Raw genomic sequence first — 25,337 nt, 5'->3', positions numbered from 1 at the left:
GTTATTAATTATTTCTGTTTTACATCACGTTGGATATGGCATTCACCATTAAATACAGCACCCGACTCGATAGCGATATAAGCCGCTTTAATCGTTCCCGTGAACACGGATTTTGCTCTCAATGAAACCGAACCGTCCGACACGATACTCCCCTCCATCGTACCCAGAATATCCACGCTCGGGGAAGTCACTTCGCCCTCTACCCTCGCCGTCTGCCCGATAATCAGACGTCCCGTCGTGTTTATTTTTCCTTTGATAGTACCGTCGACACGTATATCATTCGATGCATGAAGATCTCCGGTAATCTGAGTCCCTTCACTTAATAGGTTTAACGCAACTTGTTGTTGTACTTCTTTTCCCATGATCTTGCATTTACTTTATTTTCTTACCAGACGTAACCATTTCATATCATATATTTCCCCCTCGATCCGCAACTTTCCAGCCTCCACTTTCCCCCGCAAAACCGCATTCTCTCCTATTATCAAAGAATGAGTATCCACGTCTCCTTCAACTACTCCCTCCGCGTATAACTCCCGGCAAAGCACGTTGCCCGTCACGAGCGCTCCTTTTCTCACTTCCACTCGTCCCCCCGCTGTAATATTACCCAAAATTTTACCGAATAAGCATAAATCCCCGGGCAGACTCATATCTCCCCCCACCACGGAATCTTCCAAAACAACCGTTTGTCTTTTCCCTTGACAGTCCGGATTCACACTTTTTTCCATCTTAGTTGAGTAATAAACGACCAAATATACAACAAGTAATTTAAAATCGAAAATATTTTTTTCAGTCTACAAGGGCAAAAAAGTATAAAGTCCATAAAGTCAGAAAAAAATCTCGACCTTATGGACCTTATCTTATTGCCTTCCGGCAACTTCTAGTTTTTAGCCTTCGTGTATCCCCACTTCAAATAAATCGCTCCCCACGTGAACCCGGCACCGAAAGCGGCTAGAATTAAATTATCTCCTTTTTTCAACTGGTCTTCCCACTCGTACAGGCACAACGGGATTGTCGCGGATGTCGTGTTACCGTATTTATGGATATTTACCATCACCTTGGAAGCATCCAATCCCATTCTCTCGCCGGTAGCCTTGATAATTCGCAGGTTTGCCTGATGCGGCACCAACCAAGCAACATCTTCAGACGTGAGATTATTGCGTTTCATGATCTCGACAGAAACGTCCGCCATATTCGATACGGCATGCTTGAACACGGGTTGCCCCTCCTGATAAATATAATGTTCTCTTGCCGTCACGGTTTCAATGGATGGCGGCTTCAAAGAACCACCCGCTTTCATGTGCAGGTGAACCCGCCCCATACCGTCGGAACGAAGAATATGATCGATCACCCCCACGTCCTCGTGTGTCGGTTCAAGCAGTATCGCGGCGGCGGCATCACCGAAAATCGGACAAGTCGCCCGATCCGTGTAGTCCGTGATTGCCGACATCTTCTCGGCTCCCACGACAACGACTTTTTTATAACGCCCGCTTTCCACGTACTGCGTGGCAGTCGTCAAACCATATAGAAATCCGGAACACCCGGCATTCAAATCAAAACTAAACGCGTTCTTGATTCCCACCATATCGGAAATCACATTCCCGTTTGCCGGGAAATGCATATCTGCCGTTACCGTGCAGCAGATCAAGAGGTCGACTTCTTCCGGTTTCAACCCTGTTTTACGAAACAGATCCTCTACCGCTTTGGCTCCGAGGTAAGCACTGCCTTTATCCGTATCCCGTAATATACGCCGCTCTTTGATCCCGATACGTGTCATGATCCACTCGTCCGTGGTATCCACCATCCGGCTCAACTCCTCGTTGTCTAAAATGTAATCGGGATAAAACGCTCCTACCCCGGTGATTACCGCTCTTGGCCTTTCCATAAAAATATCTTTTCAAAATTAAACAGAGAACCGCCACCTATAAACAATCATAGCCCCCTTTTTACAGGGGGCTCTGTATTATTCAAGGCAATTCCCGTCATTGCACAAACATTATGCAACGACAGCTTTCTCGATAGCTAATTTACCCCTGTAATACCCGCACTCAGGGCATACAGTATGATACTGTACCGCAGCACCACAATTTGAACACTTTGCTATTGCAGGAACAGTTGCCTTATCGTGAGTTCTTCTCTTATTCCTTCTCTGTTTGGAGACCCGGTGTTTAGGATGTGCCATTTCTCTCTAGTTTTATTTAGTTATTATTAATTAATTTCTTCAATTCATCCCAACGGGGATCAATCTCATCACTCTCTTCCACTGTCATATCCTCAAGCACTCGCTCCATCTCCTCGTTGCATTCGCCCTCGGGATGAACCACTCGAATAGGATAATTCAGCATATATATTTCGTATAGCGGCTCACTCAAATCCAGATAATCCTCATCTTGCGCCAAGATAATAAAATCATCATCATTCCCCTCTTCCCTTCCCCCGTACGTCGCGTACAAGTTCAGTTCTCCGCTAATTGATAAATCCATCTCTTCCAAGCAGCGATCGCAAATAGCTTTCACCACCCCGTCGATCTTCATCCGAACCTCCATCAGCAAGGATGATTTCACGATCTCCACTCTCGCGTTTACTTTCCCTTTCGTCCCTTTTGTCACGTCAAAACAATCGAAAAAATTGTCATCCATGACAAACTCGAAAGAGTGAACGCCCTCCCCTAAGCCCCTGTAGGCTATCTTATATTCTTTCAATCTGTCCACGATTCTTCAAGTAAAACGGCGCAAATGTACAAAAAAAAATAATACGTTACACCATATACTATGTTTTTTCTCGGGAAAAACGCTTAGCCTTTTGAGTCAAAAGTTTATAAAATTTAAATATTCCTGTTAACTGTCTCTGGAAAAGAATATATTTACTTGGCTCGTCATATATAAAATCATTTACTGTAAACCTGCCCATATCCAGCATATTGAATTTATTCTCATCTAAGAGCCTGTTTAAATTTTCTGTATTAATAATTTTATATCGGCAATTTTTACCATATCGAATGTAAGTTCATAATTTCGGGATAGTCTTCTATCGTGATCAAACCACACGAATGTTCTTTCCACGATCCATCTTTTGTGTATAGGTCTGAATCCTTGTTGCTTGTATGCACTAATGACGATCTAGGATACCCAATATTTACACCCCCTAACGAAATTTAAACAGGCTCTTAATTAGCTTAATTTTTATCCCAAATCTTACAATCCCTTTGATAAAAACACCTCCGCCTTCACCTCATACACCTTCCCCTCCACATCCCGAACCGTCACAGTCTTCACCCCACGCTCATGGAGCAATTCGTCAATATTGGGAGTATCCAATGTCACTTTCTCCAGCGGTTTGCCATCCAAAGCAACTACCGTCCATTGCGGAGCCAATTTCTTTCTTGCCTCTTTTCCCCACACGGCAGCAATCTTCAATTCCCCATTATCAGCCCCCGTCATCACGGGACGACGATCTCCTTCCCACACCCCAGCATCTGCGTAAGGTTCAAAATGATAACGCCCGTTAGGATAGTCAAGAACGAATTTGCCCAAATCCGTCGTCTGAAAACAAAGCAACAAATACCCTATTCCCCCGGTAATAATCGGCACCTTCTCGAAAACAGCATCTCCCAAATGAAGACCCGTCATCCGTCCCCGGTAAAGCTTATCGGTCTTCACCATACCGCCCACCATCGTTCCTATAAAACCGTTCCCTTCCTCCACGTCGCCAATAATTCCAGCTTGCGTCCATTGTTCAAACCCTTCTACAGAAGGTAATCCAATAGCACCCGTTCCATTTCCCGTGTCGAACAATGCCGGTACATCATGAACCCCGCCTTTCCCCCTTACCTTGATAGAAAGTAATGGTACATTATTCCAAAGCCTCAATGTATCCCAACGAGAAGCAGAAGCATCCGCCTGATCTGAAAAAGTGATTATCTTCGCACGAGAGTCAACAGTCACCACGTAATCATTGATAATATTCGCTCCAATCGTTCCGTCTACACCCAAATGTTGAAAAACAAGATTATGCACACTCATTACTACCGCCTGTTTATTCTTCACCGCCAATTCTCCTAACAATAATTCTGGAATTTCAGCCATAACAACTTGCCCGTCAATTCCCTGCATGGAATTACCTGTCTGTTGATAAGCCAACTTCTCTGCATTTACCAATTTATCGGATACGCAAGTAATTCCAGCACACGTGTCAAACAGGAAGTAATACGTATGCCCGTTGATCACCACCTTCACCACCGGAACTCCTTGACGGAACTCGTAATTCAACGTTACGCCACGCTCCAACCGAATATTATTTCCGGAAGCCACTGCCGTCGCGGGCATTCCTCCTTGCGCCGGGGTTTGTATTCTAGCCATCTCTTTCAGTAAATTGACATACTTTTCCATCTCCTCCTGCGCCTTCTTCACTTCACCGGAATCAGCATAACAATCCACGAAAAGCAATTTCCTTTCGTCCAACGCCTTCTCCACGGTCTTCTTCCACGAACGGGCAGATTCAAACAAAATCCCTTTTGATTGACTTCCTCCATTTTCTTGCTGTGCCTGAATTCCAGCAGAAAGCAAAATACCAACTAACAATACAAATAATGATTTCATGATTCTATTTTTTAATTTGTCATTATGATAGAAATAACTATGGATATAATCGCTTTATAAGGCTATATTCTGCCCACGGGGTATAAACGGCATAATCATACTTTCTAAAATTAGCAGCTAAAAAGTCAAGTTCAGCTTTAATACTAACAGCATTCCCCTGCAATGTATTATTAATCGCATTGATATACCTTTCTTTCTCTTCCTGAGTATAAATTACAGGATTATTCAGATCATATTTCAAATACAATAACACTTGTTCTGCTCCTAAATCCGCATATCGATGAGCATACTGTATCATTGCAACATCCAACAAAAAAGTCACTTCGAATTCAAAGTTTTTTTCATATTGTGCTTGCATATAACTTTCACCGAACAACAAATACTGCCAATGGTGCATCAATTCATGAATCAATGTGGCCAATTCAGTACCTTGTATCCCTCCTATTACACCAACCTGTAAATCCCTAAATATAATTGTTTTCGTCCCTTGATCATAACGAGCCCAAAGCCTAGGATCAGCTTGCAATTTCGAATCTTTTTCATCAAGCTTTATAAAAGCCTTACTTTCTCTCTTCCCTCCAACAGTTTGGTATATTTCATACATGATCCGTCGATAACAAGGATTATTTAAAAGAAAGGATTCAAGTTCTTTTGCTAATAACCGAATTTTGTCCTCTCGAAAACTTAAAGTCCCTCTAAATAAATCTTGTAACTGATTCATGGTAAGACAATATCGATCTGGAGCATCCCAAATATAATCACAAACCACTATATCGCCATCGTCCATGTTCGCCATCATAGTACCAATTTCATTTTCTTGTAAACAACCGGAAAAACTTATTACAAACAAAATAACAGAAATAAATAATATTAATTTCTTCATATCTTATTTCCTTCTTTTCTCCAACGTATCAAAATGTTTCAACACTTTAGCCCACGATTTTGGATTGTACTCTTGACATTCCTTTGCCCATCGTAAATCAGAATTAGGACATAGCACTAACACGTATGTTGCTGCCGGCGCAAATTCTTTTGCCTCCACACCTTCATGCGGCAAACGATAAATACCTTCAATCATGCGGCAATATTTCACAATCCCACTGCAAATTACTTTCAATTGCTCCTCGGTTACAGACTCGTATAAATCCAAATTACGAAAAGCAAAATCAACTTGAACTATTCTCCCGCCTCTATCAAAACAAACCATGATTTCGAATTCACGATTAACAAATATGTAACTAGCCTCTCTATCTTCATCTCCTTTTTTGCAAGAAAGATCTAATTTACGTTTCACCTCTTCAGGTATAATTCGAGTACATAACCATGCCTCCCATGCTTCAGAAGTATGAGTTTTAGGATTATTCTTGGGGTCTCTATCTTTATAGTAATTTTCATCATCTCCATCTTTCATATCCCAATAAGCTGACGGACTGAGCTCCCCCGCTTGCTTTCCGAAATAGGATAAATTAAAATTATAAGGAAGTTCTTCCCTCACGATAGTCACACTATCACTTTGACCATTTTCAAATTTAAATCTTACCGTATGGTAATTCCTCGTGTATCGTTGTCCGTAAAGTTGAACAATCGTACAAGCGCACGTCAATAATAGAATCCATTTTTTCATCATATCTATTTTTAATCGGTAAAAAAGCCCTCCAGGGGGCTGGGCGGTTAACCCGGCCTCCCAAAAGAGGGCTGTATAACAAAGATCTATGAAGTTCGTTTAATTGCCTTCGATCACCATGAAAGAAGATAATACAACAGTATAGAAATCCACGTAAGCATAAGAGGCGTTATATCCTTTCTTATGGAATTTATCGGCAACCGTTACGCGAATCTTTTGTGCCGTTTTCACGCTATGAGATTTATCCAAATAGATAATCGTGGTCTCACCCTTACCAGTGCCGACCGTCACGCTCCTGCTAAATGCCGCCGACTCCCAAGCTCCGGAGCCTGTTTCAAACTCAATATCCAACACATCGGGAGTTTGTACATCAGCCGGGGGTGTCATGGCCTGACCGACTTTGAAACCAAGAATACGCTTGCTCTCCTTCATATCAATCTCGATAATATGTCTTCGGAGAATCTCACTCGCTTGGGGACTCCAGTATGCGTCACTTTCCTGCAACAAATTCGCCAAACCGGAATTATATCCCATGGCATCCATCGGGTTGACCGTGATATCCCATCCCACTGTGTTCAATAATGAAAATTCCGGCAACTCGGCCACCTGATTCTTTGCGGTGAAGAAATCAGGAACCGTGTTGAAATAATGGTTCCCGTAATGATAAATCTTCACGCCCAATTCACCGGCAATAACCTCCAAAGCAGCCACACTCTCCTCTTGATTTGTCAACACGGACTTCACCGCATTTTCCGTTCCGGCAGCCAGCAAACGATTGCGTCCCAAGTGAAGCTCCTTCAAGTTCGGGAAATGCAACACGTCGACCAACGACAATTGATCGTAGTCGATATCCAACACCTCCACATCATTGATATCGCTTTGCTTAATCTCTCCTATCAAATCCAAACGACTTCTCACCTCGGCAGCAAAAGCCGCATCAAACATCGGTGTCTCGAAATACAACGGCACGGGTTGCAGCTCCAACTCCATGTTATCGATAGAAGCGATTCTCCCCTTACGATAGACGTTAATCGGCTTCGTGAAATCGACATTCTCTCCGATCATCGCGTACACCTTCCCGTCCGGCAAATTATTCACTTTTTCCACTGTCCAGAATTTTTCCGTGGCATTCCCTTTCTCGAAATACCCCACCTGGAAAGAAATCAAATTATCCGCCCAAGGCTCAAACAATACAAACAATTTCTTGCCTGCCACTTGATACGCCTTTCTCACCACTTGCGAGAACAGCGTCAATTCTTCCGAAGCATACGTGAAAGGACGCACGTACACCGGATCTCCGATCGACTTGCCGATAACCTCACCGTCTTTTTGCTCGATAGCTTTCACGCTACACGCATACTCGTAGTTTTTCAAACCCGTAATCATGAAGTCCCTCGCGTCTTTATCGATCACCTGGGAATAGGTCGTCGAATCATCCGTCCATTCCACCAAGATCGCCGTCCGCCCCGGGTCTAGTTTCAACTCCCAAGTCAACAACACGCTCAACCATTTTGGCTCTCCTTGCAGGTCATAAATCTTGGTCAGGTACTGCACCGGTCCATCACCGGTATAATCTGAATAGGTATCCTCCAAATCCTCGCAAGCCGGCAACAATCCAAGTACGGCCACAAACACCCATACATATTTCAAAAAACTTGTTCTCATACCTCTCGTTATTTTTGACCGTAAACCTCCAATTCTTGGACAGTCACGTTATTGTTATTATTATGGTTATACGAATAATTCTTGTTTACATCCAAGAATGTCTCGTTAAACTGTATCTTGAAGAAACGGCACTCCCGCTCTTCAAAAGGGAACGGTATAGACAAATACACCGGCTTGCGCGCCTCGACATCTGCTTTAGTTCCTTGCCATGGTAACGGATTCAAAAGTGCTTCATTGTACCACCGATCGACATTTTCAGCCGTCTGTTCCTGTTTGAAGCGACCTACCTCTTCCCAATCCTCTGCCGTTCCTGGATTCGTATCCTTATTATAATCACCTTCTCCTACCCAAGCAAAGACCTGCATATCGCAAGGCAATTTAGTATAATAATCATTATCGAAATCTTTATTTGCTGCATACCCATCAACATATTTCATATAAAACCGCATCTCTCCGACAATCATCGGTTTCTGCAAATCCAACACGAAATAGACATCATTGTCCGGACGCCATAAAGCATTAGGACCTGCCAAGAACGCAAATGGCGGAGTAGCTTTCCCCGATTTATAATATTCCGCCCCCGTCGTTCCTTTTGTATCGCCATCGAAAAGATAAGCCTTACCCAACGCACCCGGATTATAGTTATTTGATGAATTATACTCCATTTCTTTCGACTTATTGAACGGATCGATTAACTCGAAATCTTTACTCGGAATCAACAAGCGATCCACGCCTTCCACTCCGTTCCATACTTGTTTTCGGACAATCCGCTGCCGATCATCCTCTGTAGTAATCACCACAGTATAAGCATCCTGTAATTGCGAATCATCAATGGAATAAGCCTTCACGTTACGTCCCTCTTCCAACAGGAAGTTTTCCAAAAAGAGCGTATCCTGCACTTTCGTCGTCGGATTAATTCCCACGAAAAATACGGACGCCGATCCTTCCGTTCTTCCCTTTAAATCATAGATCACCTGGAAGCCATTCCAGTAAGAATTCACCTTCACTACATCAAAAAAAGTATAAAGATTGGAAGCCCGAGTATTAAACGCAAAGTGTAACACGTCGGATTCCTTTTCATTTTTATCCAGGAATGAAACCCGAACCGGCACATCCTCGTGTACCTGGTTGAATCCATTCAACACGATGGAATCCACGGCATAATCCGCGGTTTTATACACTTTCAACCCGTACTCGTCCGTGTATTCCACTTTCACTTTATTCACCCGCCGGTCAGTCAGTTTGTAGTGCATCACGGCACCACCCTCCACCGGGGTAAAAGAAAACATATCCTCGCTGATGGTCGTACCGAATGCTCCCTCCTTATCATCGGAACAAGCAACCCAGCAAAAACACCCTAAAAGGAGTAGACATACAAATATCTTTTTCATATTCAGTCAATTTTAGTCATTACCATCCCGGATTTTGCACGATACCGGAAATCATCACTTCTTCACTCTTGATAGGGAACAGGTAATCCCGTGCCGGGATAAACTGCGCCTGATCCCACACCACCATCGGACCTTGCCCGTTATTATAAAAGGCTTGCCAATTCTTTCCAAGTACATTCCAGCCCATCGGTTTGTCGTTCCAGCCTTCAGTAATTGCAGTTCCCCAACGACGTACATCCCAGAAACGATGTCCCTCGAACATCAACTCGATTGTCCGTTCGCGTTGGATAATACTCCGTAATCCCGCCTGCTCGTTAAATTTATTCGCATTCACGCCATATCTTCCCCAGCTATCCTGCACGGTCGGGATACCTGCCCGCTCGCGCACGGCATTCAAACGATCGAAAATCTGATCCCGATGCGCTCCATTCGGACCTTCATACTCGTTCCAGGCTTCTGCCACTGCCAAATAAAGCTCTGCCAATCGCATCGTCACGGAAACATTCACGGCGAAAGACATGATATCTTGCGAGTAAGTTTTCAAATTAAAATCACTACGCGTACCTTTCTTCACGAAATAGCCGGTAATATTTTGCGCGTAATTGGGATAAAGCCGATCTTGCTTTAATCCGAACAAACCGCCTTGATAAGAATCCACGATCAAATTATAGTTCACGGACTTCCCAAGCTGCCAGTACAGCCCAGGAGCAGCAATCATTGCGTAAAAACGAGGTTCTCGCTTCAAGTGCAATGCCAACACATCCGTTCCCATCGGCACCACGCTCGTGTACATGACATCCCGCTCTTGCGCCATACCGTAGCCATCTCCATACGTCCACGTCCGATCCTCCTCGATGGGCAATCCGTTCGCCGTGTAGAATTTCCGTACCATCCGGATATTCGTACCGATACTACCATCTAACACGGAACTATAGTGTGGATCCGTAGTTTTAGTTCCCAATTGCGGCAGAATTCTCTGGAATAGATCCGAGAATCCACTCACCATCATCACCGCCTCCGTGGAATTTTGGAAATTCGGTGCCCACAGCGAACACTCCAAATCCCGCATGGTATTCAACAATGGGGTGGATTTCTCTTGGGTACCGGCAATCAATTTATAACCGTGTCCCTCCAAAAACTGGATAGTTTCATCCAAATATTCAGCCGCCACGCGCCACTTCTCTTTATCCTCCACGGGGAAAAGTAACTCGCCATTCTTATTCTTCAGATCTTTGTACACACTTATGCCCCCGTTAAACAACGGAGAAGCGGCATAGAGCAATACGCGGCATTTCAAACCCATCGCTCCCTCTTTCGAGAAAAACATTCGACGAGTGGCATCTTTTTCGGCAAATACCTGCAAATAAGGGATTGCCTCATCCAACAACTGATTGATCGCTTTAAAACAACTATCCAGCGGACTTCTCGGTTGACGTTGTTCCTCCATCGGGGCATACACGTCGATGTTCTGAGGCACCAACACGATTGGACCATAGCGTTTAACCAACTCAAAATAGTAAAAAGCTTTCAACGCTTTGATCTCTGCCGTCCAAGTTTCCAGCTCGCCTTCATTCAGATTATAGACATCACCGATATGCTTCAAGAAAGTATTGCAATACCGAATATAATAATAGACACCATTATAGGTCCACATATCATTAATCGGTGCTAAAGCCGTCTGCAAGCCATCGGCGATCAAGAAAGAGGTCATTCCGCGATTCTCCCGCGCATAACGGTTGGAAATGTATTCGTCCGCACCACAAAAAGCCGGATTCGTGGTCGTATACACTTGCAAAGGAACAAATCCCTGGTTTGCATCAATCATCCATTGTTCCGCTCCGGTGCGTGTCTCAAATATTTTGGGAATCGTCAGAATATCATCCTCGGGAACTAAATTGAGGTACTCGTTACACCCCGTCCATAACCAGGCGGAACAAATCAAAATGAATATACTTTTAAATTTCATATACATGATTTTTAGAAACTAAAATTAACACCTACTGAATATGTCCTTTGGATCGGATAATTAAATCCGTTGCTTCCCAATTCCACATCCCATAAATCAAAATCACTGATCAAAAACGGATTGTTCACCCGGATATAAGGTTTGATCCGTTGCATACCGAGCTTCTCTGCCCATTGGATCGGCAAATTCCAAGCCAACTCTAACGACTGGCAACGCAAAAATTTCACCTCCCGCATAAAATAAGTGGAAGCGCGCAAAGTTTCTTGACCCAACAAAGCCTCCTCCATATTGTGAGCCGTGATACTCTTGGTAGACAAACGCGGCCACAGGGGTCTGCTTTTCATATTCTCGGGAGTCCAGTGGTCTTTCCAAATAGCACTCAACAAGGCACGGTCGCCCACGAACGGCGTAACGGCACTCGGGTTGATAAAGAGTGAACGTTGACCTGCTCCCTGGAATGCGAAATTAAATTCCACGCGCTTGTAGCTGATCGTTCCATTGAAACCGTATACCAAACGAGGCTCCGTGGGAAATCCGATATGTACAGCGTCATCAATGCTGATCTTGCCGTCGCCATTCACGTCACGATAGCGAATATCTCCCGGCATCACGTCGCCCGATTGTTTCGGCGAACGGTCGATCTCCTCCTGACTCTGAAACAATCCTTCTGCCACGTAACCCACCACTTGCGAAATATCATGCCCCACTTTTCCTTGCCAAGACGGTTTGTCGGCAGCCTCTTCGATGGATTTGTACACCGATTTGTTGTAGGTGGCAGTCCCGTTCAAGATAAACCACAAATCATTGGAAAATGCATGTTGTACTTTAACAGCCAAATCGAAACCGCGAGAACGCACCTTGCCCACGTTATCATACGGGTATAGCCCCAATCCCATGCTGGCGGGCACAATCGTGCGTTGAGCCAAAATATTATGACGGATCTCCTCGTATACATCCAATGTAAAATCGAGCAACCCTTTCCACAAAGTCATCTCCAAACCAAAGTTGGTCATTTCTGCAATCTCCCACTGAATCGTCGGGTTGGCATAAGAATGAACCAGATAATGGTCCTGGGAATCCTGTCCCATGTTTTCCAAATAAATGTATCTGCCGGTATTGCCATAAGCGGAAGACCCGGTACCGATGCCGTCATTACCCACTTTCCCGTAAGAAGCACGAATCTTCATAAAAGTTAACCAGTTGTTAAAACGTTGCATAAACGGCTCTTTCGAAATCACGTAAGAGATCCCGGCCGCGGGAAAAAAACCGAAACGATTATGTTCCGCGAAACGTTCGGAACCATTGTACCCGAAACTACCCTCCAAATAGAAACGTTCCTTGAAACCGTATGAAAGACGCATGGAAAGTCCCATATTCCGGTTCTTGATGGCAGAAAACAAATCCCGTCCTGCAGAAGAGGTCACCTGCGACATATTCACCAGTCCCGTGTAACTGACCGTATGATCGCCCCAGAACTGGTTGTAATACACCCGGAACTCTCCGGTCAACTGCGTTTCTCCCTCTGCTACTTTAGAGTTAGGATCCACTTTCAGCGTCTTATCTCCCTCTGCCAATTGTTCCAACACATGTTTACCCGTTTGGTGATTATAGTCAGCCAACCGATATTTATAAAGTTCCGTCAGAAACGGCGTACTGTAATAAGCCTGCTTGTATAGCGACACGTTGGTTCGGATTTCCAAACCTCTTAAGAACGCAGATAAGTTCTGAATATATTCCACCCGATTGGAGGTAGCGAAACGACTCCGTTCCACGTATCCCTGTTGAATGGAAGCATAAGGGTTCTGGGAAGTTATCGTTTCATAACCGAAACGAAGGTGCGGAAATTTATAGGTATCATCCGCCGGATAGACCGCCGCGTAATCCACCGGACTCGCGTTAAACGCCATACCATAAGCGGTAGTCACGTTAGCCAAAGGACCATGATAACTGTCCAACGAAGAGGTGGAGGTCAATAACAATTTCGCAGTGGGAGTCATATCAATATTCAAATTGATACGCAAAGAGGTAGTATTATTCCGAATATTAACATTAAACGAATTCAACTTATCCGTTTTCAACATACCTTCATCGAAATTGTGACTGACGGAGGCATAATACTGCATAATCTTGGTTCCGCCTCGCACGCTCAATCCCAAGTGATGATTGAAAGACATATCCTTAAACAACAATTTATACCAATCGTTGGCAGGGTATACCCAAGAGGGAAAACGGTCGCTGCCCGTGTTAGCAATCCGTTCTGCCGTGTATTTCGGTTGTGCCAACGGGTCGCGTGTCTGTAACGCCTCGTTATAAGCCTTCATGTAGGTGATCGGATCTACCACGTCGATTTTCCGCGTCGGTTGTGAAGCAATTGCCTCGTAGCGGAAAGAAGTGTACACCGAACCCTCGACTCCCTTTTTCGTCGACACGAGAATCACACCGTTTGCCCCACGAGCTCCATACATGGCGGTAGCCGAAGCATCTTTCAACACGCTGAATGAATCAATATCCTCCGGGTCAATACGCGACAAGTCCAACACGCTAACCTCTACCCCGTCCAACAAAATCAAGGGAGCCGTGTTCGCGTTGTTACCGAAAGACGTGATACCGCGCACCGTGAACTGCGTGTTCATTTCGGCCTCGGTCAAGGCTCCCGGTTTACCACCCTTCAAATAACCGATCATACCTGGAATACGTCCCACGAAACTGGCAGTAAGGTCGCTATTAGAAGATTTCAACGAACTGACATTTACCACAGAAATAGAACCGGTCACGGACTCGCGTTTTTGTTCCCCGTATGCGACCACTGTAACCTCTTCCAACGCCTCTTCCGTGGGCTTTAGTGATACATTCAACTCATCTTTCCCTTCTATCGGTACCGTTTGGTCTTTGTACCCGATAAACGAGAACTTCAACACGTCGTCTGCCCGTACCAAAATATCATATTTCCCGTCTTTATCAGTAGCCACTCCCCGTGAGGTCTGATTGATAACGACACTTACCCCCGGCATGGGATTTCCCTTCTCGTCCGTCACGCGTCCCTTGACCGTGATAATGTTCCGTACCTCAGGTTCTTTGGTTTTCGGTTTTTTCTTGACAACGATCACTTTACCCTCGATCGAATAATCATAACCATGAGCCACGAGCACCTTTCCCAGCACCTCGTCCAGCGTCGCATTCGTGAAAGTCTCCGTGATTTTCACCTCATTGGATATATCATTTTGCTTGTAAACAAAAGTATATCCCGTCTTTGCTTTCAAATCCTCAAGTACTTCCAAGATGGTATTATTGCGGTACTTGACAGTTATTCTCTGTTGCCGCAAAGTATCATCCTGCGCATACACGGAGGCACACGACAACAGAGTCAAAATAAAATTAACCAAAACGATCTTACTCCATTTTCGAATTTCCACCCGAAAAATGGTGTGACTAGATTTTTTTTTCATACATTTGTTTTTGAATTAATAAGATATCGTCTGCCACCAACAGACGTTACACACCGTAAGCGGGAGAATTCCTTGAATTCTCTCTCTTTTTTTACTTTAACTTTTGAACTTCTATTTTTCCATCGGCATTTATTTTAAATTTCACATCTGCCACTTTACTCAACACGGCAAGAAACACCTCCAGCGTCTCGTCACTCGAAATACTTCCCTGCAGGATAATGTCTTCCCCGGGCAAAGATTCCGTCACGAAATCCACGTCGTAAGCACGCGAAACGACTTTCAGGATTTCGCTCAACGCCATATTCTCGATACTGATCATTCCGTCTTTCCACGACACCACGTCACTCACTTTCACCTGGCATACACGCAAGCTATCGACACCAACGCCCAGGACAGACTGCTCCCCCGGGGAAAGTACCACCGCCTCCGCCCCGTGGACAGGAATCACTTTCACCTTCCCGGAGGCAAGCGTCGTCAACTCCGGCTCTGACGGATAGGCAGACACGTTAAACTTCGTCCCCAGCACCGTCACCAACTGGCGCACGGTTTCCACGACAAACGGTCGCACCGTATCCCGTGTCACGTCAAAAAACGCCTCTCCCGTGACACGCACCCTCCGTTCCCCCTTCGCGAACTTTTCCGGGTATTCCAGCCTGCTGTCCGAATTCAGCCACACCACGCTACCGTCATTAAGCGAGATCCGGTACAACCCAGCTCCCCGGGGAATCGTGATCTTGTTATAAACAAGCACATCTTCTTTTTCTTCCTCCGCGTACTCCTCCAATTTTTTATCGTACACGACCTTACCGTTGCTGATCGCCACTTGTGCTCCATCCCGCTCCTCAAACTTGATCCCACTGCCCCCCAAGTAATGTTGTCCGCCATCAGCCATCTCCAGTATCGCCTTACGAGCGGGCGGACCGATATAAGCCATCGTTCTACTCTCGTCAACGGAAGAAGCATCCCGCCATAACACGACCGAAGAAATAACCGCAACAACCACCGCGGCTGCCGCCACCCCGTACCACAACTTGAATGTCCGACGCCTCCTCCCCCCGATACGCCCGCGTATCGAAGAATAGTCCCCCTTGATCAACCGTGCACGCACAACCTCCCGCATAACGAGATTCTGCTTTCGCACCGTATCAAACAACTTACGGTTCTCGTCACAGGCTTCTTTCCATTCCAGAATCTCCCTTTCTTCCCCGGTAGAAAGTTTGCCATTAAAGAAGTCCAATAACTCGGATTCGGTAATTTGAGATTTTCTTTCCATTCTATCATATCAATTTCTTGCCCCATAGACCGGAAAAATGATAAAACGGTTGATTCAAATCAGGAAAAAAATCGGGGAAAATTAGAAAAAACTTTTCGAAGTCGTTTTAAAGCATTTACCAACAATGTTTTAACTGTTGCTATAGAAATAACAAATTTTTCAGCCGTCTCCCGGTAACTCAACCCGTCAATATACACCGCCCTCAAAACCTCTCTCATGCGCGGGGGTAACTTCTCGATCTCTGCCTCTACCGCCTGCAAAATCTCCTCCGTGAGCCAATCCGTATCACTCTCGTCCACCAACACGGGCAACACTCCACCTGCTTCCCGCAAGACATCCCGCTTCTCCAGTAACTTCAACGCCCGATTCCTCACTGCCGCGAAAAGGTATCCCCGGATACTACCCGACGTGATCCTCTCGTAAGCCCGCTTCTCCCAGAAATCCACGAGAAAATCCTGCACCACGTCCTCCGCCGCCGGAATATCACTCAAAAACGTGTCTGCCCACAGCACCAACGGTCGATAATAGTATTCGAACAAGACCTCCATTCCCCGGTGATCATGTTCTCCCAAAAAACGACATATCAACTTATCATCAACCTGCATAAATTCAAAAGCTCACACGCGTGTATAAATTATTGACTTCTCAAAGTTACACAAAAGCTTCTAATTTTATACTGGCATAACAAAAAATACAAAAGAATATCTTCCGAATCACTTGTACCCCATCTCAAAATAGTAAAACATTTCCAAGGAAAACAATAAGAAAACCTACCTGAATTCATGTGAAATCCCGTATCACTTCCGGTTCAATTCCGTATAAAACGCTATTAGTTCCCTATTAAAACGCTATTAAAACCCTATACTATAATAGCGTTTTAATAGCTTACTAAAAGGATACAAATAATGTTTCAAGTACTACTGCACCGGAATTGATACGGGATTCATCTTGAATTCAGGTAGGTTTTCACCTTATTTACGGTACTTCTCCTCCCCTTCCTCGAACATGCTCGTGTAACTGAAATAACGGCTTTCGCTGATTTCCCCGTCCTCTACCGCCTGAATAACAGCGCATCCCGGCTCGTGAATATGCGTGCAATTGTAGAAACGGCAATCTTTTGCCCGCTTGAATATCTCCGGGAAATAGTGTGATATCTCCGTCTTCTCCATGTGTATCAGCCCGAACGCCCGGATGCCGGGAGTATCCACGATATACCCCCCGAAACTCAACGGGAACATCTCCGCAAAGGTGGTCGTGTGCTTGCCCGTGTCGTGGGACTCGGAGATTTCGGCAACTTTCAATTGCAAGCCCGGTTCCACCCGGTTGATCAAAGAGGATTTCCCCACGCCCGACAAACCGGAAAACACGGTCACTTTATCTTTCAGCACCGCCACGACATCCTCCACGCCTTCCCCTGTCAATGAGGACACATGCAAACACTCGTACCCGATCTCCATATATATTTGTGTCAGAGCACCCAGCAGCATCAGATCATCCTCGTCATACAAGTCGATCTTGTTGAAAACGAGTATGGCGGGAATCCGGTATGCCTCCACGGAAGCTAAAAAACGATCGATAAAAACCGTTGAGGTCACGGGATGATTCACCGTTACGACCAGCATCGCCTGATCGACATTCGCGGCTATGATATGCGCTTCTTTCGAGAGATTCGTCGATTTTCGAATAATATAATTTTTCCGTTCCTCTATCCGGTGAATCACCGCGCCATCGGGATTTATCTCTACTTCCACAACATCACCGACCGCCACGGGATTCGTGGTCTTAATCCCTTTCATCCTGAATTTTCCCTTTATCCGGCATTCCAAGACTTCACCCGATTCCATCCGTACCGCGTACCAGCTACCGGTAGATTTTACGACAATTCCTCTCATTGTTCTTTGATTTACAATTCATGCTTCATATCCGACCTTGTTCCATAATAAACACTGTCGAAACACGTTAAGCGGGTACAAATATAGCGTTTCGCGTTTGCAAAGACAATCTATTTCGTTAATTTCGCGATACACGAATTTTGATAGATTATGAAATTAGTTTTCGCGACCAACAACACGCACAAGTTGGGAGAAATCAAGGAAATGTTGGACGGTCGGCATGAGATCGTTTCCCTGAAAGACATCGGATGCCACGAGGATATCCCCGAGGAGCAAGATACACTGGAGGGGAATGCCCTGCAAAAAGCGAGGTATATACACGAGAAGTTCGGCTACGATTGTTTCGCGGATGATACCGGACTGGAAATAGAAGCACTTGATAACGCCCCGGGTGTCTATTCCGCCCGTTACGCCGGAACTGCCCACGACTCGGAGGCGAACATGCAAAAGGTGCTTCGGGAGATGGAGGGTGTCAGTAATCGTAAAGCACGGTTCAGAACGGTGATCGCCCTTATCCTCGGTGATCGGGAGTATCTTTTCGAGGGTATCGTGAACGGGGAGATTCTCACGGGGAAACACGGGCACGAGGGTTTCGGTTACGACCCGATATTCCGCCCCGACGGTTACGCGGAAAGTTTCGCGGAGATGCCCCTGCACGCTAAAAACGAGATCAGCCACCGGGGGCGAGCCGTACGGAAACTGTACGAGTTTCTAAATGCCCGGTAACACGCTTCCATGCAGACGATCAAAGGCATCATATTGAAAAGTCTACCCTATTCCGAGCAGCAGCAAATCATGCACGTGTACTCGGCAGAACGGGGGTACATGCAATTTATCACCCCCATGACGCTTTATAAACGGAAGAACAACCACGCCGTGCAATGTATGCAGATCGTCGAACTCGAATATTATCCCAATGAACGAGGGGGGCTTCACAAGTTAAAATCCGTGTCTTCACTGGTGAACACGTCATCTATCTATTTCGACGTGTACAAGATGAATATCGCCTTGTTATGGGGGGAGCTTCTGGACTTGGTACTACGACATTCTGACCCGAACGAGAACATGTACGAGTATATCAGGTACTCCGTGGAATATCTCAACACGAGCCGGGAGGATATCGCGAACTTCAACTTGCTGTTCCTGTTCCGGCTTAGCAAGCTCATGGGATTCGGCATTGACGACAGCACCTATCACCCGGATTATGTTTTTAACATTAACGACGGGTGTTTCTATCCCGCGGGCGCTCCCGAGAATTATTGCACGGGACCGCATTCCGCCCGAATCATACACCAACTCTGTTCCTGCCCGATGGAATCGCTCAAAGACATCCCTCTCAATCAACAAAGCCGGAAAATCCTTCTCGATATCGCCCTGCTCTTTCTCGGCTTTCATTTAAACGTGGACTTCAACACGAAAAGCATCCGGGTAATCCGGGAAATATTCTCTTAGGCAAGTTTTAAAATCAAGACATATTTTTACCCGAAATAGCGCAAACAGGGCATAAGGAGAGGTTTTTGTTAATGTTTTGTTAAAAAAATAAACCTTTTTAAGTGAAACAGGTCTTATATGGACAATCAGTTTTCACATTTTATTAACATACATTCCTACTTATTATGCATAGATTTATACCAACCTAAAATACCAATGTTATGCGTATCAAAATTGTAAATCTAAACAAAGTTTACCCGGGAGGTAAAAAAGCCTTAAAAGACTTGAATCTTGAAATCGAACCGGGAATGTTTGGTCTGTTGGGACCGAATGGAGCAGGAAAAACCACCTTGATGCGAATCATGACTCTCTTGCAGAGCTGCACATCCGGAACGATCTACTTCGATGACTATGACATCGCGAAAGACAGGAAGGCTATTCGCTCCATGTTGGGCTACCTGCCGCAGGACTTCCGCTTTTTCGAGAAGCTGAAAACGTGGGAATTCCTTGATTACGGGGCAGGTCTTGCCGGAATCAAGGGCAAACAGCACCGGGGCGAAGTGGTAGACGAGATGCTGCGTAAAGTTGGATTATTTGAAGTCCGTGACCGCTGGGCAAATAAATTGTCCGGTGGTATGAAAAGAAGGTTGGGCATAGCACAAGCCATTATCGGCAATCCTAAAGTAATCATTGTCGACGAGCCGACGACAGGACTCGACCCGGAAGAAAGAATCCGGTTCCGCAATATCCTGTCGGACATCAGTGACAAAGATTCCATCATCATCCTTTCCACCCATATCGTGGGAGATATTTCCAGTACCTGTAAGAAGCTGGCTCTCCTGAACCGGGGCGAATTGAAATTCGAAGGCTCTCCGGATGAAATGGTCAATCTGGCAAGAGGGAAAGTATGGGAGATTTTCGTGACTGATCAGGAATACGAGGAGATCAAGGAAAAATACCCGATTATCTCGACAATTCCTACAGACGGGGGACTCGAGATTCAAGTCGTGGCGGAGAACATCGAGGAATACTCGCATAAAGCCATTGAACCGAATCTGGAACATGCCTACGTTTATTACATGGACTACTTGCTGAAAGATAAAATGAACATGCAGGTGGAAGCCATTCAAGAAAACGAATTGTTCAAGTAAACCTATACTAAAATCAGCGATGAATATTCACAATATCAATACAATATCAAGATACGAAACCAAATTATTACGCCGGAGCTGGTTATTCCGGATATTCGCCGTTTTATCCCTTTTAATCATTGTCTTTTTCCAGATCAGCCTTCAATCAAATATTTTCGGCTGGTACCGTTGGGGCATGGTAGCCATGCCTTCGTCTATCCCGTTTGTCAACATTTATCTTTTCAATATCGCTCAATCTATCATAGCCATATTTCTGGCGGGCAATTTTTTGAAGAGAGATAAGAAACTGGACACGGCGGAGGTGATCTATGTACGCCCGATGAGCAACGCCGATTATATTGTCGGCAAGACATGGGGGATTATCAAGGCTTTCGTGTCGTTGAACATTATTGCATTAATCATCGCTGGTTTTATACACGTTTTCGCGAGCGATTCCCCGTTCGCGTTCCTCCCTTATATTTTTTATTTACTTACCCTGTCTATCCCGTCACTGGTATTCGTGCTCGGTCTTTCATTCGTGGTCATGAGCTTTGTCCGCAACCAAGCGGTAACATTTATCATCATGCTGGGATTCATAAGCGGTACATTGTTGTACTTGGGCGGAGTGGAGCAAGGAACGTTTGACTTTTTCGCACTTACCGTCCCGAACATGTTTTCCGAAGTGCTGGGACACACGAATCTCGTTCCCTATCTGACACAACGCTTCACGTTCCTGTTCTTGGGTATGGGATTACTTTCTTTCACTATCGCACTGGTAAACCGTCTTCCTTTGCATCCCAAGAAAAATATCTTACTCAACTTTATCGGTTGCGTTATCATGATTCTGGGATTAGGTTGCGGGTACTCTTACTATTCCACCTACCATCACATCGATAATCAACGCCACCTGTATTCCGAGAAATACCAAAAATACAACATCGCGGATAAAGTTAATTTATTGAGTCAGGATATCACTTATTCACAAAACAAAAAAGAAATCTCGGTTACGGCAAACCTGCAAGTACAGAACCGGAATCACAAAACGATCAATAACGTATTACTATATTTGAACCCGTCGTTGAAGGTCGAGAAATTAACCGCGAAGGGACAGGATATCCCCTTCGAGAGGGACGCTCAAGTTGTTGTGGCGGATTACAAACTCCGTCCTTATGAAACGGCTGAACTTCAAATCAGTTACCAAGGTACGATAGACGAGAATATTTGCTATCTGGATATCACGGACGAGGAATATTATGACACTCAAAACGGGAATAGCATTCTCCGATTCGGGAAGAACTACGCTTACGTGCAGGACAAATTTACCCTGTTAACCCCGGAATGTCTCTGGTACCCGACCACGTTGCCTCCTGTAAACCCGGAAGCACCTTATAATATAAGGAAGAATTTCGCCACGTTCTCTTTAAAAGTGTATAACCCGACGGAACGCGTGGTTTTATCTCAAGGTACTTCCTCCCGAAGCGGCGACACGACGTTATTCACCAATGCAGCTCCCTTACTGGGGGTAAGTCTGGCAATCGGGGATTACGAGAAAAAAAGCGTTACGGTAGATTCCGTGGAAATCGAACTATACAATTTTAAAGGTCACGATTACTTCTCGAAAGAATTTCCGAACATGGCGGATACCCTAGCCGGTTTCCTTTCAGATGTCAAAACGGAATACGAGATGCGCAAGGGACGCAAATACCCGTTCCCCAAGCTGGTCTTGGCGGAAACGCCCATCTCTTATGCCGGATACGTGCGCAACTGGAAAGGCAATAGCGAACAGATGCAACCGGAAATGGTGTTCTTGCCCGAACTGGCAGCCACTCTGCCGCGCAGCGATTTCAAAGCCTCCAAGAAAAGGATGAAAATGTGGGCTCAAAATGATCCGCGGGGAGGTTCATCGGAAGATATTGATCTTGAAATGAACACGATACGTGATTTTATCCGCAGCGTGTTCCAATCGGAAGAAACCTATCAAGAAGAGGGTAATTCTTTTGTCAATATGTTTACCAGCGGTTGGTCCGGTACATCCAAATTAAATAAATACGACATCTCGTCCATGTACTTTAACTACGCGACATCTATCTATTCGCAGGACTTCCCGATTATTGACATCGTGATGAACACCATGTTGAAGCAGGAAGAATCAAATCCCGGAAGAAGGTGGTTCCGTATGTTCTCGGGCATGGGGGACAGTCAACGGGCTTCGGCCTATTTGAACGGCAAGAGTTTTGAACAAGCCGTTCTGGACAACACGCTTTCCACGGAAGTGTTCTACGAGATGATGAAATTAAAAGGGATATACCTGCGAAATTATATCACTTCACGAGTTCCCTCTGAAGACTTCAAGAAATTCATGACCGACTTCTCTCAGAAATATAAATTCCAAGAAGTCAACTTCACACGTTTGAATAATGAATTTATCCGTAAATTCCATTTCAACTTGATGGATTTCATTCCCGGGTGGTACTCGATAAACGCCACGCCATTATTTATTGTAAAAGGGATAGACGCGGACGAGGTTGCCATAGGTGAATACACGAAATACATGGTACACTTCCAAGTTTATAACCCGACAAATATTGACGGAATCATCTCTGTCAGCGTTGAACAGGGCGGTTTCATGCGAGGTGGTCCCGGCAGACGGGGAAGAGCAGCCCAAATGGAAGAGAATCCGCCAAAAAATTTTATTATCGACGCGAGAAGTTATAAAGAGATTAGAATCCTTTGCGACGATCGCCCCAGCAACTTGACGATCAACACGAATATTGCCCAGAATCTTCCGAGCGATATCATGCATAATTTCGCGAAAGTGACCACAACCTCGACCGACACGGTAAGCGGTATCTTCGCGGGTAATCCTACCGTTTTCGCCTTTAACCCGAAAGAAATCACGGTCGACAACGAGGACAAAGGTTTCCGTGTAATCGAGTCGAACCAGAAGAATACGTTACAATCTCTTTTCAAAAAGGAGGAAGAAGACAAGTATAAAAACTTGAATTTCTGGATGCCCCCAAGTAAATGGACGGCAACCGTCGGTATAAATTATTACGGTGACTATATTAATAGTGCCATGTACAAGAAATCAGGAAGCGGGAACAATCAAGCGGAATGGAACACGCGAATCCAAATCCCCGGTTTCTATGAAGTTTTCGTTTACAGCTCGCCCGGCATGGACAGGATGATGTGGGGCCGTGGAGAACAACCCAAAAGATACCAATATTATACAGTAAAACATGACGACGGCGAAGAGGAAGTGTCTGTCGAAACGGGAGGCAGGAATACCACCGGTTGGGTTTCCCTCGGAAGTTTCTATTTCTCGGAGGGTAACGCCAAAGTTACCTTGAGTGACAGAGGTTCCGAACCGGGACAAATCATCATTGCCGACGCGGTAAAATGGGTTTACACGAGTAATAATAAATAATAACAATAACAGTTTATGAAAACACGTACGTCATTATCGTTGATCATTTCCGGGCTACTGATCATATTCTCCCCGGGAACAACGTCCGCTCAAGAGATTTTGACGCTAGAAAAGGCTTTGGAGATCGCTTATCAACAAAGCCCGTCGTTGATACAAAGTAAAATGTCACTTGAACAGAGTGAACTGTCTTTACTTCAACGAAAAGCATCCTTAAAATCTTTATTCCAATTCGATTTGAGCCCTTTTAACTATTCCAGAAGCAGTAGTTTCGAGGAAATAAGTTCAACATGGAATACCTACCGTACCATGAGTGCCGGAGGTAATTTCAGTATCACTCAACCTTTGAAATGGACCGACGGTACATTGACGCTAAGTAATGATTTCAACTGGCAAGATGCACAGAATCAATCCAACAATCTAACAAACACTTCTTTTTCCAATCGCCTGTCATTACGATTGAATCAACCTATTTTTACCTATAATCGAACCAAAATCGATTTGAAACAATTGGAATTCGATTTGGAAAATGCCAAGATAAGTTATGCTATGGCACAACTAAACATTGAAAAGACGGTAACTTCAGGATTTTACAATGTTTACCAAAGTTTCAAAAGCCTGACAGACGCACGGGAAGCATTCGAAAGTGCAAAGCAAAACTATGAAATAACCAAGAATAAGGTTGAACAAGGCCTACTTCCAAAAGAAGAGTTATTCCAATCGGAAGTAACTCTGGCAAATAATGAAACAAGCCTGTATAGTGCTGAAACAAATTACGAGTCTACCAAAGACCAATTCAAGCAAACCTTGGGTTTACCTTTGGAAATGGACATCAGTGTACTCACGAATACAGATATTACACCGGTAGAGGTTGACCAAAACTTGGCTATCAAATATGCTTTGGAACAAAGAATGGAGATCCGGCAAAAACAGATCAGTGTCGAGCAAGGTCTCTTTGATTTGATCGCGGCAAAAGCAACAAATGAATTCAAGGGAAATATTTCCGCCCAAGTCGGTTTATTCGGTAATGGAGATAAGGTAAAAGGTGCTTTCACCAAACCGGAAGATAACGAATCCGTGGGAGTCACTCTTACCATCCCGGTTTGGGATTGGGGGACTCGCAAAGCTGCTATACGCAAGGCTCAGATTGCAAATGAAAATAAAGATATCGATTTAGCCGAATACAAAAAAAGCGTTGTACTCGAAATTCGTCAAATATGCCGGGAACTTCCCAGCCTCGTGAAAAAAATAGAGATCGCACGCAAAAACGTGGAAAACGCCGAACGCACGTATGATATCAGCGTGGAAAAATACCGCAGCGGTTCTCTATCGGGTTTAGATTTAAAGAATCAACAAGATCAGCTAACCAGTGCCAAAACTGAATACACGAACACGATCATCAGTTATAAACTGAAATTACTTGATTTGAAAATCCAGACATTGTGGGATTTCCAAACGAACACTTCTTATTTACCCGTGGACTTGCTAAAATAAAAACAA

Annotated in this window: 20 protein-coding genes and 1 pseudogene; 5 read left to right on the top strand and 16 right to left on the bottom strand. The window is 44.8% G+C overall.

The genetic code is table 11. From position 1 onward, the window contains the following. Window positions 1–8 precede the first annotated feature (8 nt). The 16 genes and pseudogenes from ACK8P8_RS16550 to rsgA all read right to left on the bottom strand — a co-directional run bounded on the left by ACK8P8_RS16550 (window position 9) and on the right by rsgA (window position 17,852). The gene (locus tag ACK8P8_RS16550; protein ID WP_186974772.1) at window positions 9–362 is read right to left on the bottom strand and encodes a bactofilin family protein; all 354 of its coding nucleotides are present in this window, start codon (window positions 360–362) and stop codon (window positions 9–11) included. 15 nt (window positions 363–377) lie between these two features. Then, window positions 378–725 (bottom strand): bactofilin family protein, encoded by a 348-nt coding sequence (locus tag ACK8P8_RS16545; protein ID WP_186974773.1) that lies wholly within the window; start codon window positions 723–725, stop codon window positions 378–380. Between the two features lie 152 nt (window positions 726–877). Next, window positions 878–1,882 (bottom strand): beta-ketoacyl-ACP synthase III, encoded by a 1,005-nt coding sequence (locus ACK8P8_RS16540; protein ID WP_369859602.1) that lies wholly within the window; start codon window positions 1,880–1,882, stop codon window positions 878–880. Window positions 1,883–1,993: 111 nt separating this feature from the next. After that, window positions 1,994–2,179: a 50S ribosomal protein L32 gene (gene rpmF / locus ACK8P8_RS16535; RefSeq protein ID WP_099291185.1), complete on the bottom strand. Its 186-nt coding sequence runs from the start codon at window positions 2,177–2,179 to the stop codon at window positions 1,994–1,996. A 16-nt stretch (window positions 2,180–2,195) separates the two neighbouring features. Next, on the bottom strand, window positions 2,196–2,708 hold the full coding sequence (locus ACK8P8_RS16530) for a YceD family protein (protein WP_227216834.1): 513 nt from the start codon (window positions 2,706–2,708) through the stop codon (window positions 2,196–2,198). Window positions 2,709–2,945: 237 nt separating this feature from the next. Continuing rightward, a pseudogene (locus ACK8P8_RS16525) lies at window positions 2,946–3,098 on the bottom strand (IS5 family transposase); the annotation flags it as partial. A gap of 93 nt (window positions 3,099–3,191) precedes the next feature. Then, window positions 3,192–4,595, bottom strand: coding sequence for a retropepsin-like aspartic protease (locus ACK8P8_RS16520; RefSeq protein WP_099291187.1), 1,404 nt, complete (start codon window positions 4,593–4,595; stop codon window positions 3,192–3,194). Window positions 4,596–4,632: 37 nt separating this feature from the next. Beyond that, on the bottom strand, window positions 4,633–5,478 hold the full coding sequence (locus ACK8P8_RS16515) for a hypothetical protein (RefSeq protein ID WP_227216833.1): 846 nt from the start codon (window positions 5,476–5,478) through the stop codon (window positions 4,633–4,635). Window positions 5,479–5,481: 3 nt separating this feature from the next. Next, on the bottom strand, window positions 5,482–6,222 hold the full coding sequence (locus ACK8P8_RS16510; RefSeq protein ID WP_227216832.1) for a hypothetical protein: 741 nt from the start codon (window positions 6,220–6,222) through the stop codon (window positions 5,482–5,484). 96 nt (window positions 6,223–6,318) lie between these two features. Next, window positions 6,319–7,884, bottom strand: a complete 1,566-nt coding sequence (locus ACK8P8_RS16505; RefSeq protein ID WP_227216831.1) for a DUF4998 domain-containing protein — start codon at window positions 7,882–7,884, stop codon at window positions 6,319–6,321. 8 nt (window positions 7,885–7,892) lie between these two features. Beyond that, complete coding sequence (locus ACK8P8_RS16500; RefSeq protein ID WP_227216830.1) at window positions 7,893–9,275, bottom strand: DUF4959 domain-containing protein; 1,383 nt, start codon at window positions 9,273–9,275, stop codon at window positions 7,893–7,895. Window positions 9,276–9,294: 19 nt separating this feature from the next. Then, window positions 9,295–11,241, bottom strand: coding sequence for a RagB/SusD family nutrient uptake outer membrane protein (locus ACK8P8_RS16495; RefSeq protein WP_099291851.1), 1,947 nt, complete (start codon window positions 11,239–11,241; stop codon window positions 9,295–9,297). Window positions 11,242–11,252: 11 nt separating this feature from the next. Continuing rightward, window positions 11,253–14,687 (bottom strand): TonB-dependent receptor, encoded by a 3,435-nt coding sequence (locus tag ACK8P8_RS16490; protein WP_099291191.1) that lies wholly within the window; start codon window positions 14,685–14,687, stop codon window positions 11,253–11,255. Window positions 14,688–14,778: 91 nt separating this feature from the next. After that, window positions 14,779–15,960: a FecR family protein gene (locus ACK8P8_RS16485; protein WP_099291192.1), complete on the bottom strand. Its 1,182-nt coding sequence runs from the start codon at window positions 15,958–15,960 to the stop codon at window positions 14,779–14,781. A 59-nt stretch (window positions 15,961–16,019) separates the two neighbouring features. After that, entirely contained in the window at window positions 16,020–16,565 is a 546-nt protein-coding gene (locus tag ACK8P8_RS16480) for an RNA polymerase sigma factor (protein ID WP_099291193.1), read from the bottom strand. 366 nt (window positions 16,566–16,931) lie between these two features. Further along, window positions 16,932–17,852: a ribosome small subunit-dependent GTPase A gene (rsgA, locus tag ACK8P8_RS16475; protein WP_369859601.1), complete on the bottom strand. Its 921-nt coding sequence runs from the start codon at window positions 17,850–17,852 to the stop codon at window positions 16,932–16,934. A 150-nt stretch (window positions 17,853–18,002) separates the two neighbouring features. Here rsgA and ACK8P8_RS16470 point away from each other — a divergent pair, with 150 nt between their 5' ends. The 5 genes from ACK8P8_RS16470 to ACK8P8_RS16450 all read left to right on the top strand — a co-directional run bounded on the left by ACK8P8_RS16470 (window position 18,003) and on the right by ACK8P8_RS16450 (window position 25,331). Then, window positions 18,003–18,578, top strand: coding sequence for a non-canonical purine NTP diphosphatase (locus tag ACK8P8_RS16470; protein WP_186974777.1), 576 nt, complete (start codon window positions 18,003–18,005; stop codon window positions 18,576–18,578). 9 nt (window positions 18,579–18,587) lie between these two features. Then, on the top strand, window positions 18,588–19,304 hold the full coding sequence (gene recO, locus ACK8P8_RS16465) for a DNA repair protein RecO (RefSeq protein ID WP_369859600.1): 717 nt from the start codon (window positions 18,588–18,590) through the stop codon (window positions 19,302–19,304). A 200-nt stretch (window positions 19,305–19,504) separates the two neighbouring features. Next, a complete protein-coding gene (locus ACK8P8_RS16460) occupies window positions 19,505–20,434 on the top strand; it encodes an ABC transporter ATP-binding protein (RefSeq protein WP_099291197.1) in 930 nt (309 codons plus the stop codon). 19 nt (window positions 20,435–20,453) lie between these two features. Continuing rightward, window positions 20,454–23,840: a golvesin C-terminal-like domain-containing protein gene (locus tag ACK8P8_RS16455; RefSeq protein WP_099291198.1), complete on the top strand. Its 3,387-nt coding sequence runs from the start codon at window positions 20,454–20,456 to the stop codon at window positions 23,838–23,840. Window positions 23,841–23,855: 15 nt separating this feature from the next. Then, the gene (locus tag ACK8P8_RS16450) at window positions 23,856–25,331 is read left to right on the top strand and encodes a TolC family protein (RefSeq protein WP_176554974.1); all 1,476 of its coding nucleotides are present in this window, start codon (window positions 23,856–23,858) and stop codon (window positions 25,329–25,331) included. Window positions 25,332–25,337: the final 6 nt, after the last annotated feature.

This window comes from Butyricimonas muris (assembly GCF_046365375.1).
In the GTDB taxonomy this organism is placed as follows: Bacteria; Bacteroidota; Bacteroidia; order Bacteroidales; family Marinifilaceae; genus Butyricimonas; species Butyricimonas muris.
The sequence above is the reverse complement of the archived record's forward strand: the minus strand, read 5'-3'. Positions and strand labels throughout refer to the sequence as shown.

Excerpts from the sequence above, each read along its gene's own strand:
- ACK8P8_RS16550 (WP_186974772.1), bottom strand. The coding sequence starts at position 362 with ATGGGAAAAGAAGTACAACAACAAGTTGCGTTAAACCTATTAAGTGAA.
- ACK8P8_RS16545 (WP_186974773.1), bottom strand. The coding sequence starts at position 725 with ATGGAAAAAAGTGTGAATCCGGACTGTCAAGGGAAAAGACAAACGGTT.
- ACK8P8_RS16540 (WP_369859602.1), bottom strand. The coding sequence starts at position 1,882 with ATGGAAAGGCCAAGAGCGGTAATCACCGGGGTAGGAGCGTTTTATCCC.
- rpmF (WP_099291185.1), bottom strand. The coding sequence starts at position 2,179 with ATGGCACATCCTAAACACCGGGTCTCCAAACAGAGAAGGAATAAGAGA.
- ACK8P8_RS16520 (WP_099291187.1), bottom strand. The coding sequence starts at position 4,595 with ATGAAATCATTATTTGTATTGTTAGTTGGTATTTTGCTTTCTGCTGGA.
- ACK8P8_RS16515 (WP_227216833.1), bottom strand. The coding sequence starts at position 5,478 with ATGAAGAAATTAATATTATTTATTTCTGTTATTTTGTTTGTAATAAGT.
- ACK8P8_RS16510 (WP_227216832.1), bottom strand. The coding sequence starts at position 6,222 with ATGATGAAAAAATGGATTCTATTATTGACGTGCGCTTGTACGATTGTT.
- ACK8P8_RS16505 (WP_227216831.1), bottom strand. The coding sequence starts at position 7,884 with ATGAGAACAAGTTTTTTGAAATATGTATGGGTGTTTGTGGCCGTACTT.
- ACK8P8_RS16500 (WP_227216830.1), bottom strand. The coding sequence starts at position 9,275 with ATGAAAAAGATATTTGTATGTCTACTCCTTTTAGGGTGTTTTTGCTGG.
- ACK8P8_RS16495 (WP_099291851.1), bottom strand. The coding sequence starts at position 11,241 with ATGAAATTTAAAAGTATATTCATTTTGATTTGTTCCGCCTGGTTATGG.
- ACK8P8_RS16490 (WP_099291191.1), bottom strand. The coding sequence starts at position 14,687 with ATGAAAAAAAAATCTAGTCACACCATTTTTCGGGTGGAAATTCGAAAA.
- ACK8P8_RS16485 (WP_099291192.1), bottom strand. The coding sequence starts at position 15,960 with ATGGAAAGAAAATCTCAAATTACCGAATCCGAGTTATTGGACTTCTTT.
- ACK8P8_RS16480 (WP_099291193.1), bottom strand. The coding sequence starts at position 16,565 with ATGCAGGTTGATGATAAGTTGATATGTCGTTTTTTGGGAGAACATGAT.
- rsgA (WP_369859601.1), bottom strand. The coding sequence starts at position 17,852 with ATGAGAGGAATTGTCGTAAAATCTACCGGTAGCTGGTACGCGGTACGG.
- ACK8P8_RS16470 (WP_186974777.1), top strand. The coding sequence starts at position 18,003 with ATGAAATTAGTTTTCGCGACCAACAACACGCACAAGTTGGGAGAAATC.
- recO (WP_369859600.1), top strand. The coding sequence starts at position 18,588 with ATGCAGACGATCAAAGGCATCATATTGAAAAGTCTACCCTATTCCGAG.
- ACK8P8_RS16460 (WP_099291197.1), top strand. The coding sequence starts at position 19,505 with ATGCGTATCAAAATTGTAAATCTAAACAAAGTTTACCCGGGAGGTAAA.
- ACK8P8_RS16455 (WP_099291198.1), top strand. The coding sequence starts at position 20,454 with ATGAATATTCACAATATCAATACAATATCAAGATACGAAACCAAATTA.
- ACK8P8_RS16450 (WP_176554974.1), top strand. The coding sequence starts at position 23,856 with ATGAAAACACGTACGTCATTATCGTTGATCATTTCCGGGCTACTGATC.